Here is a 12815-nt window from a genome sequence, read left to right as displayed (position 1 = left end):
CCTTTGAATTACCCGCCTTCCCCATAAATTCACTAATTTCGGCCTCATTAATCATTACTAGCTTCTGATTTCATGGCTGAAATTGCCCCTTCTATACTGGCCGCGGATTTTGCAAACCTGCAACGCGACGTCGAAATGATCAACAGCAGTTCCGCAGGTTATATTCACGTCGACATTATGGACGGCATGTTCGTCCCCAATATTTCCTTCGGACTTCCCGTTTGCGAGGCCATTCATAAACATGCCCAAAAGCCGCTGGACGTACATTTGATGATTGAGCAGCCCGACCGCTACCTCGAAGCATTCCGTAATGCAGGTGCGTCGGTGCTTACGGTGCATTACGAAGCTTGTCCGCATTTGCACAGCACGATCCAACACATCAGAGAACTCGGCGCGGAACCGGGTGTGGCACTCAATCCGCATACACCGGTGGAAGTTTTGAGTGAGATTATGGGCGATGTTTCGCTGATCCTGATCATGTCTGTGAACCCCGGTTTTGGCGGCCAAAAGTTCATTGAAAACAGCTACCGGAAAATCGCAGCGCTGGACGCCTACCGGAAAAAATTCGGCTACAACTTCAAGATAGAGGTAGACGGCGGCGTTAACCTCAACAACGCGCCCCGGCTTGTGCGCGAAGGCGTGGACATCCTCGTGGCAGGCAGCTTCGTTTTCACCTCGCCCGACCCCATACAAACGATCACCGAGCTGGGAAATAGCTAGCATTCATTTAGCTGACACCCATGAAAATTTCAAAATCACTGGCTCTCATTTTGCTGGCCTGCATACTTCTGACAGCGTTTGCATTTCAAAAAGAAGATCAGGCCTCTGCAAAATTTCCGTTGAAAATCAGTCCAAATGGCAGGCATATTACCGACAACAACGGTACGTCGTTCCTGATGGTGGCCGATGTAGCCTGGCAAATGCTTCGGAAACTGAGCTATACCGAAGCGGTTCAGTATATGGACATCCGCAAATCGCAGTCGTTCAACACCTTCCTGGTGCATTTACTTCCCGCACTGCCCAATCAGCGGAATTTCAATAAGGTAGCGCCGTTTCTTGACAATAATGATCTTTCAAAGCCTAATAAGCCCTATTTCGATTACCTTGAAAAGATCGTTATAGCGGCCAGGGAACGTAATCTGGTGGTTGGCATTGTGGTGTCGCGGCAGAGCTGGAACACGGTTTTTGATACCCAAAAAGAAGAAGCTTGGAAAAGTTACGGGACTTATGTAGGAAGGCATTTTTCGAAATACTCCAACATTATCTGGATCATCAGCGAAGAAGAGTACCAGAGTGCCTCTCAATTTAAAGCCATTTCCGAAGGTATCCGGGCGGAATCCGACGGACAGATCGTGGCCTCGCTCAATACCTGCTCACCCACGAGCGTGAACGACAATTCACCCAATCACTCGGAGCTTAAATTCATTATTCCCGACTCCACGGTAACCCCTGCCGAATATGCCGCATTGGCTAACTGGCAGAAAAACTCGGCGGAAGCGGCATTAAGGCCGTTCCTGATCGCCAATTCGGAGTTCCCAAAGGAAATCACCGACCAGTCGACGCTCATCCGCAACCAGGCCTATCAATCCGTTCTAAGCTCGGCGGCCGGTTTCTGTCACATGAGCACGATCAAGAACTTTAATCCAACCTGGAAAGTCAACATTACCAAAGACGGTGCCGAATACATTCACCAGATGGTAAAAATCCTCAAAGGCATTCCGTGGGAATATATGCAGCCGGATACGCCCGACCTCCTCACAGACTCACTCGACAGGGCCGAGATAGGCATTGTTTCGCTTTCGAATAAAAAGATGGCCATGCTTTACATTCCTACCTCGCGACCAGTGCGCCTGAACCTCAAACATTTGGAAGGAAGCCTGTTCGGTGCGGTTTGGTACAGCCCGCGCACCGGCAAAAGGTGGAACGGAAAGGATCTGAAAATTGAAGAAGAAGCGATCGTTCAGCCACCCGACTCTCAGCCTGAATGGGACTGGATACTCCTCATCGGCGCCAAGCAGTAGATTGACATTTTTTTGTATTATTAATATATTACCAGATATTGAAAACCCCGGCCGGTATCTGACGACCCCATGCGCTTGACATTTACAAACACCCTTTTTGGCATATTACTGGCAGCAATGCCGCTATCCGCGTACTGCCAGGAGGTGTTATGGGCAAACAAGGTGCTGGGCTATTCTTCCGAATACCGCCCGTCGCAAATAGGCCACGCCTACCGCTCCAAACAGATCCTCGGCGTTCCCAGCAAGCTGCCGGATTTTGGCGACAGCCCCTGCGCCTGGTCGCCAGCCGACGCCGACGGGCGTAACGAGGAATGGATCAAAGTTGGTTTTGACAAAGCCATTCCATTAAAACAGATTGCGATTGCTGAGAACTTCAACCCCGGCGCTGTTGTGCGGGTATATGCATACGATCCCGCCGGCAAAGAATACCTGGTTTCTGAAACACCAGCTGCCCAGCAGACTGTAAGAGGCCGGATGCTCCATATTTTCCCCAAACAGAACATCCAGGCTAATGCGGTGAAAGTAGTCCTGCAACCGGGCAAAGTTTCGGGTTTCAACCAGATCGACGCGATCGGTATTTCCCCTGATGCGACACCAGTAGAGGCAAAAATCAATTTTGTCGCGTCTCAGCTCAAAGCGCAAAAGGAGAATATGGGTAAGGCGATCAACTCCAAAGGTCAGGAAGTGGCGCCCATTATCGCGCCGGATGGAAAAACGCTCTATTTTACGAGGAATAATTTCGAAGGCAATATCGGCTCACCAGCCCGTCAGGACGTCTGGTATTCGACGCTCAACGATCAGGGGCAATGGGCGGATGCGACCAATATAGGCCCACCTATCAACAATGCGGGAGATAATGCGATTACCAGTATTTCGGCCGACGGAAAAACGATTTACCTGATCAATGAGTACCGGCCCGACGGCAGTTTGTATTTCGGATTTTCACGTTCCTTTAAAACCAAATCAGGCTGGGGATTCCCGCGTACATCGCGGATCACCAACCTGATAAAGACGGCGAAAACCCTGGAAATCACAGTATCTCCATTCGAAAACGTGCTCATCATGTCTGTGGAAGGACTTGATTCGGAGGGTGGTAAAGACCTTTATATATCATTTTTACAAAAAGACAATACATGGTCCGAACCGCGAAACCTGGGCGGCGTGATCAACACCGCCGACACCGAAGGAACGCCTTTTCTCGCATTGGACAACAAAACCTTGTATTTCTCTTCGCAAGGCCACGCAGGTTACGGAGAAGGCGACCTCTTCCTCACCCGCCGCCTCGATGACACCTGGCTGAACTGGTCTACACCCGAAAACCTTGGCCCGGCGGTGAACTCACCACTTTGGGATGCATTTATCAACATCCCGGCAACCGGAGATTATGCCTATTTCAGCGCAAGTGACAAGGTTTTAGGACAGGAAGATATTTTCCGCATCCGCATGACGCCCGAGATCAAGCCGGATCCGGTGGCGGTCGTAAGCGGAAGCATTCTGGAAGCAGAGACGAACAAGCCGGTAAAATCGGACATTGTCGCCGACATTAAAAGCACCAATAGCTCCTTCGCAACCGCTAGTTTCGACCCGGAAACAGGCGAATACCGGCTGATACTTCCATTGAAGGAGATATACCGCATTACGGCTTCCGGTGAGGGCCATTTCCCGGTTGCGGAAGATATGGACCTGAGCGCAGAAACCAGTTTCCGCACCATCCGGAAGAACATCTACCTGCAACCAATCAAGGCAGGACAGCAGATCAGGCTTAGCAATACGATGTTTTCCCAAAGCAGCGCGGAAGTGATCCCGTCGTCATTTGCCGAGCTCGACAAGATCGCGGAGACGATGAAGACCTATCCAACGATGGAAATATTGCTGGAAGGCCATACCGACAACCAGGGTGAAGTACAAAAGAATGTCAAACTCTCGGCGGACCGTGTGGAACAGGTAAAAAAATACCTGTTATCCAAAGGCATCGACGGCAAGCGCATTCAAACCAAGGCCTGGGGCCCGGCGCGCCCCATCGCCAGCAACCTCACGGAACAGACACGCCAGAAAAACCGCAGAGTAGAGTTTACAATTCTTAAAATCTAAAAAATATCCTATAACGGGAAATTTCCTTATTTTCGCGGCGTCCATCAGCGAACGCACTAATGTCTCTCAACCAAACCAAGGAAACCCTGCGGTCAAGGCTTATACTCTCCCTCATTCTGCTTGCTGGTCTTGCTTTAAGGCTCTACCATCTCGATCGTTACAGTATTTTCTTTGATGAAGTGAGCACATTGCTCGTCAGCCAGGGCATTGTATTGGAAGGAGCCAATCAGAAAGAGGCATTTGCGACGCGCGAACTGGTCGATTCCCGTTTCTGGACGACGCCGGAAACTCCTCCAAAAGGCGTACTCCGTTCATTTACCGCTAACGAAGTTTTTCATCCCAAAACATTCACGCCTGCCGAATTCTGGGCCCCGAAATCGATTCCGGATTATTACGAGGCGATGACGCGCAGCGACATTGGAAACAGTCCCTTCTATTACTCGCTCCTCCATCCGTGGATCGATATTTTTGGCTTTTCCGATTTCTCGATACGCTTCTTTTCGGTCATTTTCAGCGTGTTGATCATTGCATTGACGTATGCCTTCGCAAGGAGGTTCTTTGGCATTAATACCGCATTGATAGCAGCCGGCATTACAGCCATTGAACCCTTTTTTATCGCTTACAGCCACCAGGCACGCAACTATTCGCTCACCTTTTTCCTGACGTTGGCCGCGACTTATTTCTTTTTACAAATCATTGAAAATAAAGCCAGTAAACGAAATACACTCTGGTTATACATCGGTTATGTATGCTCCGCCGGGCTTGGGCTTCTCAGCCACTTTCTGGTAATTTCGGTGCTGCTGGCGCATGCGGTTTATGCATTGTTCTTCCTGAGAACCTTCAAAGGCTGGGTTCGAATGGCCATCGCGGCGGTATTCACGCTTTCGGGGGTTACCTGGTGGCTGATGTTCGGAGGCGGTGTTTACACATTGTCATCGTTGCAACATCAGGCCGATTTGTATCGGCGAATGGCCGAAACGGGCGAACAGACGTTCGGCAACATCCCTCCGGCAACGCCTATTAACGTCTTCAACAAATCGCTGCCTGTTTTTACCGACCTCGTCATTTTCACCAATGGCCTTACCGATGCACTGGGAGGTAAAAAGAATGTGGCGATTGCGCTGGTGGCGGCATTGATACTGATATGCTGGTACCGTTTTAAGGACAAAATCAATACGCCAGCCTGGCTGACACCACGTTTCCCGTATTTGCTGATCATTTTGGTTTCTTTCTTTTTTACTAATCACAAACTCCAGTTCAGCATTTTAAGCGTCAGCCTGTTTGCTTTGTCCTTCATTCCTGACCTACATAAAAATGCAAGCCGTGAGCAGCGGAGCCGGCTCTGGCTGCTGTATATGATGGCGCTCGTACCGACATTGTTCCTGATCCTGATGTCATTCAAAAATGGGCATACTTACGGCATTACGCAGCGCTATTCAGGGTTTTCATTTCCTTATGTGATCATTCTGCTGAGCCTTTTGCTGCAATTCTACACCACTTTGCAGGCGGAGTTCAGGGTACTTATTTTCGTGTTCCTGGCAGCTCAGCTTTATTTTGTAGGATTGAGGTTAAAAGAATTCTATGAAGACCGCTCGCCGAAATACGGATACTTCGCCGTACCGCGCGTGCCGAACCCTTACATAGAGGCAGCGAAGAAGATCGAAGCGACTTATCAGCCCGGCGACACGGTTTACTACCCATCCCCTCGCTACGAGATCACTTCGGAAATGGACAGGACATTCCTCCCCTACTCGATCCACGATGCGCAGATTACCAACCTCTATTTCCCGAAAGACGCGCAGTATGTCCAGGCTATGGATACCACTCAGAACGAGCGGATCTGGATCAGAAAAAAAGGCCGGACGGAGCCTGTCGAAATCATGAAATTGACCGGCAAACGTTACGGTTTTGAGTAAGCGGCAAGGTTGTTTTGACAGAGCCGTCCAATAAGATTTCGTATATTGCGGACTTAAAACCGGAGATCTGGCCGTTATTTTGCAGGCAATACCTTACATCGACATACAACATCAGGCATGACAGCAGCAGAGATATTAAAAGACCCGAAACAGTTGAGCGGCGAGCTTCGCCTGAAAATACTGGGGCTTTACCACCAGGCCAACGCGGGCCACATTGGTTGCTCGCTCAGCTGCATTGACCTGATGATCGCGGTCCTTTTTCTCCAAAAATCGGTCGACGATACTTTCATTCTTTCCAAAGGCCACGCTGCGGCCGCGCTTTACGCCTGCCTCAACACCCTTGGCGAAATTACCGACGAAGAGCTCGATACATTCTACCTCGACGGCACCACTTTACCTGCGCACCCCGCACCGCGCCAGTACAAAGGCATTCCTTTTGCTACCGGTTCGCTGGGCCACGGATTACCCATTGCAACGGGCATTGCCCATGCAGCCAAGGTCGGCGAAGAAGCAACGTATTCCTTTACGCTGCTGTCTGATGGAGAAACCAACGAGGGTACCACCTGGGAGGCCGCCCACTATGCTATTCAGAACCAGCTCGACAACCTGATCATGCTCATCGACAAGAATGGCTTGCAGGGTTTCGGATTCACCGACAAAGTTCTGGGAGAAACCGCTTCCGTGGAAAAATGGAAAGCAATCGGTTTTGAAACCGTCGAAGTGGATGGTCACGACATTGCAGCCATCAGCGCGGCAATCAGCGAATTGAAGGAACATAAGAACGGGCTGCCCAAAGCGATCATTGCCAACACTGTCAAAGGAAAAGGGGTTTCCTATATGGAGAACAAATTGGAATGGCATTACCTGCCCATGAATAAAGACCAGTATGAGCAAGCTACACTGGAAGTAAAGGAACGTTATCTTAATGAATTGACGAATGCTTGATCATTTACCGGTTTACCGCGATAAAATAGAGAAATTAAAAGGGCCAGTTTTTGTTTTCGGTGCCAGCGGCTTCATCGGCGCCAATCTCTTCAATGATATATTCAAAATCCGGAAGGATTGCTATGCAGTAACGCACGACGCCACCAAAGCGTGGCGCTTGAAACTGCTGAATGTCCCGTTTGAAAACATCATTCACTGCGACATTCTTTCCGACAATTCGATTAAGGAAGTATTTGAAAAATACAAACCGCAAACGATTTTCAACCTTGCGGCTTACGGTGCGTATAGTAAACAAAATAATGTGAACCTGACCTACGAGACGAATGTACTCGGAACAGTCAACATCCTTCAAAATTGCACGAAGGATATGGTTTACATCCATGCCGGAAGCAGTTCCGAGTATGGTTTCAACTGTACTTCTCCCAAAGAAACCGACCGTGTGGAACCGAATAGCCATTATGCGGTTTCCAAGGTTTCGGCAGCATATTTGCTCGAATATTATGCCAAAGTTGCAGGACTGAAAACGCTCAACCTGCGCCTTTACTCGATTTACGGATATTGGGAAGAACCCGACCGGCTGATCCCGAGACTGATCGAGAATGCCCGCAGAAAAGGGCTTCCTTCCCTGGTATCACCCGATATCAGCCGCGATTTTGTATTTGTGGAAGATTGCGTCGAAGCATTTCTCGATGCTGCATTGAAAATCGACGACGAAAAATCGGGACGCTCCTATAATATCGCTACCGGCCGCAAAACGACGATGGGCGACCTCGTGGAAGTAACCCGCAAGGCATTTTCAATTGCGAAAGAGCCGGAATGGGGCAGCATGTCGAACCGTAAATGGGACCTTGCCGAATGGTTTGGCGACCCTACCGCATTTGAAACCGATTTCGGCTGGAAAGCCCGGACTTCCCTGGAAGACGGCCTGACACGGTACAGCAAATGGCAGGATGCTATTCAATATGAAGAACGCTTGATCCCGGCTTTTGAAAATCCAAAACTCAACCCGGTCATCACGGCGATCATAGCCTGTTACAAGGACGCGCAGGCGATCCCGTTCATGTACGAGAGGCTTGTCAAGACGTTCAATGAACTAAAAGTCCGCTACGAGATTATCTTCGTCAACGACAGCTCCCCTGACAACCAGGAGGAAGTGATCAATGCAATTTGCGACAAAGACCCGAATGTGGTCGGAATCAGCCACTCGCGTAACTTCGGTTCACAATCGGCATTCCTGAGCGGAATGGAAATCGCAACCGGCGATTGCGTGGTGCTGATGGACGGCGACTTGCAGGACCCACCCGAAATTATCCCGGCATTCTACGAAAAATGGATGGATGGCTACGACGTCGTGTACGGCGTACGCGTACAGCGCGAAATGAAGCCGCATATCCATTTCTTTTATAAATCGTTCTATAAGATATTCCAGGGACTCAGTTACATTCCAATACCACGCGATGCCGGCGATTTCTCGATGATAGACCGCAAGGTGGTAAAAGAACTGGTGGATTTGCCCGAAACAGAACAGTTCCTGCGCGGCTTGCGTGCGTGGGTAGGTTTCAAACAGACCGGAGTTCCTTACGTACGTCCGGAAAGGATGTTCGGCGTTTCGACCAACAACTGGACGAAAAACATCTGGTGGGCTAAAAAGGCTATCTTCTCATTCAGTTTTGCTCCATTGGAACTGATGAGTTATGCGGGATTCGGCCTCACCGCCCTATCTATTTTGGGAATTGTTTGGCAGATACTGGCCAAATTCTTTTTCTTCCCGGATACGCCGAGAGGCCTCAGCACCGTAATTATCCTGATAGTCTTCTTCGGTGGGCTTACGATTCTGGGTATTTCGTTTCTTGGAGAATACATTACCAAGATATTCGAAGAGACTAAAAAACGTCCTAAGTATATCCGCACCAGAATTCGGCGCGGTTCGAAGGCATATAAAACTGCCGACGAGATCCGGGCTTTGGTGAAACAATTGAGAAAGTAGCTAAATTGCGTGATATCAACCGATTAGGCAACTAATCCATTTAAGTTAAGCAATCAATCGGCCTGGCGCCCACTTAACGATGAGAAAAGAATTTTCAACAGCCATAGAAGACCTCGCGGTGGAAGACGACTCCGTCATTTTCATCACGGGCGATCTAGGATATAATGCATTGGAGAACTTGCAGGCCAAAATGGGCAAGCGGTTTATCAATGCCGGTGTTGCGGAGCAGAATATGGTGGGCGTAGCTGCTGGCTTTGCGCACAAAGGTTATAAAGTATTCTGTTACAGCATTGCGCCGTTTATCGTGTACCGCTGCCTCGAACAGTTCCGTAACGACGTATGCTTCAACAACTTACCGGTATTCCTGGTTGGTAATGGCGGCGGATACGGGTACGGTATTATGGGCAGCAGCCACCATACCATCGAGGACCTGGCATGTTTGAGCGGCCAGCAGAATGCCCAGGTGTGGGTGCCCGCGTTCGCCGACGAGGTGATACCTGTTGTGCAGCAGATCGCTGCCGACGCGCGGCCCGCCTACCTACGCCTTGGCGCCGGAAAAACTACCCCTGCAAACAGCTATCTGACAGGTTCATTTAAAGTAATACACCAGCCAGCCCACGCCGAAATGACCGTTTTTGCATTGGGCCCGGTTGCCAACAATGTGCTATCGGCGCTGGGGCTTACTCCCGAGCTGGCCGAAAAGGTGAACGTGGTCACTGCCCTGCATTTCCCGCTGGAACTGACCGACGAACTGATTGCGCTGGTCAGAAAAGCACCGGCAATACTTGTGGCCGAAGAACATATCAGCACCGGTGGTTTGGCTCAGCAGCTTTCAGTTCAGTTACTGGAAAAAGGTATTTTCCCATCGGTATTTAAAAGTCTGAAAGCGGAAGGCTACCCCAATAGCCGCTACGGCAGCCAAAGCTACCACCAGAAGCTTTCCGGACTGGACGCGGATTCGATATTGTCGAGCATCAGCCAACTAATGATCACGGCATGACGAAAAAGGCTTTAACCATTATCCTGAGCCTGATCCTGCTGTTACCCGTCGCCATTTATTTCACGGTTTGGGATTACTATGCCATCAATATCCCTAAGTGGGACGACCATGCGCTGAAAAATTTCATCGCCGAATACGCGCAGGCCGGTGACTGGAAGGGAAAAATCAAGGCGCTTTTCAAGCAGCATAACGAACACCGCATCGCGCTGACCCGACTTTTTGCGTGGATTGATTATGCCGTTTTCGGACATCTGAACTTCCGGCATCTGATGACCGCAGGCAATATCATGCTCCTGGCGGCGATTCCGCTGTGGTATGATCTGCTCAAAAAGAATAAAAAGCCGCTTTTCGCATTGGTACCCATTCCATTCCTGTGGATGACGCTCGCATTCTGGGAAAATATGTACTGGGGAATGGCGGCCGTTCAGAATCTCGGCGTTGTTACGCTCGTACTCTGGACGTTATACCTGGTTATCAATCCCAAAGTGTTACCTTTCTCGATTGCTATGCTGCTGAGCGTGGTAACCGTACTGACAAGCGGTAACGGGTTGATGGTGTTACCCTTAGGTGCTATCCTGCTTTTCCTGGCACAGAACCGGAAGCGGTTTGCACTGTGGATCATCATCAGCATTGCCGAGATCGTCTGCTATTTTTATTGGTATACCAAACCTGAATCCAATCCGGAATCGAAAGCCGGTATTCTCCAACTTGCGAAGGGCTACATGGCGTTCCTGGGCTCATTTGCAGAGTCCATTCCGGTGCTGGATCATTTCAAGGTTTGCCTTTTTATTGGTATCGTGCTGTTTTTGGTAGCGATTTCCATTGCTTCTACTACCCTTTTCCGTATTGCACGCAACAAGTATTCCGTAAAGTTCGAGCGGACGACCGATCTGTTCTGCCTCGGCGCAATCCTTTTTATCCTCGGAACGGCGTTAATCGTGGTTTATACCCGCGCAGGTTTTGGTCTGGAAGGATTGATCACGAGCCGCTATAAAATCTATTCGGTACTGTTGCTGATCATCGCCTATATCTATGTGGTGGTTCCGATCCGCGGCAGCTTTCTTTCGCCTTACATTACGGCCATCATCGCGCTTGCAGTTACCTTTAATGTGTTCAGCTACCATTATCATCTGGTGGACGCCTATAATCTGAGAAAGCAGCTGGTAACCTGGCAGTTCAATTGGACATTTACGGATAAGTCATTGAAATACCCCACAGACACATCGTTTACGGCCAATATCGTGGAAAAAACACCGGTGATCTACGACAAGTGGCTGCCGCTTATCGCCATCGCCGACCGTCAGAATTATGCCGGTAGCTCGCGTGGAATGGTCGATTTGTATGATAAGACCACATTCACGACGGATACTGCATCCATTAAAATCAGTAACACCACATTCACCAGCCAGCGGTTGCAGGACAGCGGTGTGTATGTGCTCCTGAGTTCAGAAGAATGCTATTACATTTTCCCGGCCTTGCGCACACGTAACACGAGCCGAAAGCAACTGTTCCTGAAACAATACTACTTCGCCCCTGGCTTTTATGCCGACATTCCGTTCTCCGAAATGGACAAGGGTACATACAAAGTGGCGCTGATCCATCAGCAGGGCAACGAGACCGGCATTCTGTTCAAAGACCAGCGCGTGACGGTGAAACAAACCCGTAAAAAAGAAGTGAAAGTTAACTGGTAACCATGCGCACCAATTCGGAAGGACACATTATTCAACTTGACGGCGTGCGCTTTATTGCAGTAGGGCTTGTTCTGCTCGATCACCTGATCGTAGAGATCAACATTATCCCGTTCGGGGCGCTCGGCGTGACCATTTTCTTCGTGCTCAGCGGTTTCCTCATCTCCCGTATTTTGCTCAAAAGCAAGGAAAAAACTTACGGGACGCCCGGAGGCTTCAAAAAATACCTGCGCAAGTTCCTGATTCGCAGAACGATCCGGATATTTCCGGTTTATTACCTGATCATCGCAATACTGTTCATTCTCAATGTGCCGCCAGTCCGTGATAAGCTGGCGTGGCTCGCATTGTACGGGACCAACATTTATATTGCCCTGCACAAAACATGGATGGGCTCGGTGGACCATTTGTGGTCGCTGGCGGTGGAAGAGCAGGTATATCTCTTTTTCCCCTTCCTGATATTCTTTATTCCAAAGAACAGATTGGTGCCTGTGCTGGGCTTAATGGGTATTTTCAGCATTCTGCTGCGCGCTTACATTTTCTATTCCGGCAGGATTCCCGGCACCAACTTCGTCACAATGGCCGAATGGACGGTCGCATACGTATCCACGCCCGCTTGCTTCGATTCGTTCGCATTGGGTGGGCTTATGGCCTGGATGCAGCTTTACAAGAATGACCTGTTTGTCAAATTCTTCAACAAATCGTGGCCGGTTCTGCTCGGATTACTGGGCTGGGTGCTGGTACAATGGTGGGCCAAATCGCTCGCTCAACCTTTCAACTTCCCGTACGTAGTGCTCGACAGAACCTTGTCGTCCATTTTCGGGTTTATGCTCATAGGGCGCGCTGTGATGGGTTTCAGGGGCTGGATGGCCGCGTTTCTCGAAAATCCGGTGTGTATTTATCTTGGCAAAATCAGCTATGGCCTGTACCTGTACCACAATTTTGTATATAACCACTTTCACAGCGGTCCCATGCACCCAACGGTCAGGCTTTTCCGGAAAATCTATCAATATATCCCCAGCCTCGAAGGCAATATCGCATTCGAAGCAACGGTTGTAGTAGCGCTCACTGTCTTAGTCGCATCGGTTTCCTGGTACTTTTTCGAGAAACCGATTAATGCCTTGAAAGACAAGTACGCTTACTAAATAATGAAACCCCATAGCCCGGTTA

General features: G+C 49.6%; 9 protein-coding genes. All 9 read left to right on the top strand.

All coding sequences use genetic code 11. From position 1 onward, the window contains the following. Positions 1-72: 72 nt before the first annotated feature. The 9 genes from rpe to ACTJJJ_RS15695 all read left to right on the top strand — a co-directional run bounded on the left by rpe (position 73) and on the right by ACTJJJ_RS15695 (position 12790). The gene (rpe, locus tag ACTJJJ_RS15735; RefSeq protein ID WP_440702267.1) at positions 73-720 is read left to right on the top strand and encodes a ribulose-phosphate 3-epimerase; all 648 of its coding nucleotides are present in this window, start codon (positions 73-75) and stop codon (positions 718-720) included. Between the two features lie 20 nt (positions 721-740). Continuing rightward, positions 741-2021: an apiosidase-like domain-containing protein gene (locus ACTJJJ_RS15730; protein ID WP_440702266.1), complete on the top strand. Its 1281-nt coding sequence runs from the start codon at positions 741-743 to the stop codon at positions 2019-2021. A 69-nt stretch (positions 2022-2090) separates the two neighbouring features. Further along, a complete protein-coding gene (locus ACTJJJ_RS15725; RefSeq protein WP_440702265.1) occupies positions 2091-4112 on the top strand; it encodes an OmpA family protein in 2022 nt (673 codons plus the stop codon). A 59-nt stretch (positions 4113-4171) separates the two neighbouring features. Continuing rightward, positions 4172-6028 (top strand): glycosyltransferase family 39 protein, encoded by a 1857-nt coding sequence (locus ACTJJJ_RS15720; protein WP_440702264.1) that lies wholly within the window; start codon positions 4172-4174, stop codon positions 6026-6028. Between the two features lie 117 nt (positions 6029-6145). Continuing rightward, positions 6146-6973 carry a transketolase gene (locus tag ACTJJJ_RS15715; RefSeq protein ID WP_188933543.1) on the top strand — a complete coding sequence of 276 codons (828 nt, stop codon included), beginning with the start codon at positions 6146-6148 and terminating at the stop codon, positions 6971-6973. Beyond that, complete coding sequence (locus ACTJJJ_RS15710) at positions 6966-8960, top strand: NAD-dependent epimerase/dehydratase family protein (protein ID WP_440702263.1); 1995 nt, start codon at positions 6966-6968, stop codon at positions 8958-8960. The genes ACTJJJ_RS15715 and ACTJJJ_RS15710 overlap by 8 nt, the downstream gene beginning before the upstream one ends. A 79-nt stretch (positions 8961-9039) precedes the next feature. Continuing rightward, positions 9040-9960 carry a transketolase gene (locus ACTJJJ_RS15705; protein ID WP_188933547.1) on the top strand — a complete coding sequence of 307 codons (921 nt, stop codon included), beginning with the start codon at positions 9040-9042 and terminating at the stop codon, positions 9958-9960. Beyond that, on the top strand, positions 9957-11651 hold the full coding sequence (locus ACTJJJ_RS15700) for a hypothetical protein (RefSeq protein WP_188933549.1): 1695 nt from the start codon (positions 9957-9959) through the stop codon (positions 11649-11651). The genes ACTJJJ_RS15705 and ACTJJJ_RS15700 overlap by 4 nt, the downstream gene beginning before the upstream one ends. 2 nt (positions 11652-11653) lie before the next feature. Further along, entirely contained in the window at positions 11654-12790 is a 1137-nt protein-coding gene (locus ACTJJJ_RS15695) for an acyltransferase family protein (protein WP_440702262.1), read from the top strand. Positions 12791-12815 lie beyond the last annotated feature (25 nt).

Origin of the sequence: Dyadobacter sp. 22481, assembly GCF_052044875.1 — a bacterium.
Lineage (GTDB): Bacteria > Bacteroidota > Bacteroidia > Cytophagales > Spirosomataceae > Dyadobacter > Dyadobacter endophyticus.
This window is presented reverse-complemented; position numbering and strand designations above follow the sequence as displayed.

Excerpts from the sequence above, each read along its gene's own strand:
- ACTJJJ_RS15725 (WP_440702265.1), top strand. The coding sequence starts at position 2,091 with ATGCGCTTGACATTTACAAACACCCTTTTTGGCATATTACTGGCAGCA.
- ACTJJJ_RS15715 (WP_188933543.1), top strand. The coding sequence starts at position 6,146 with ATGACAGCAGCAGAGATATTAAAAGACCCGAAACAGTTGAGCGGCGAG.
- ACTJJJ_RS15710 (WP_440702263.1), top strand. The coding sequence starts at position 6,966 with ATGCTTGATCATTTACCGGTTTACCGCGATAAAATAGAGAAATTAAAA.
- ACTJJJ_RS15705 (WP_188933547.1), top strand. The coding sequence starts at position 9,040 with ATGAGAAAAGAATTTTCAACAGCCATAGAAGACCTCGCGGTGGAAGAC.
- ACTJJJ_RS15700 (WP_188933549.1), top strand. The coding sequence starts at position 9,957 with ATGACGAAAAAGGCTTTAACCATTATCCTGAGCCTGATCCTGCTGTTA.
- ACTJJJ_RS15730 (WP_440702266.1), top strand. The coding sequence starts at position 741 with ATGAAAATTTCAAAATCACTGGCTCTCATTTTGCTGGCCTGCATACTT.
- rpe (WP_440702267.1), top strand. The coding sequence starts at position 73 with ATGGCTGAAATTGCCCCTTCTATACTGGCCGCGGATTTTGCAAACCTG.
- ACTJJJ_RS15695 (WP_440702262.1), top strand. The coding sequence starts at position 11,654 with ATGCGCACCAATTCGGAAGGACACATTATTCAACTTGACGGCGTGCGC.
- ACTJJJ_RS15720 (WP_440702264.1), top strand. The coding sequence starts at position 4,172 with ATGTCTCTCAACCAAACCAAGGAAACCCTGCGGTCAAGGCTTATACTC.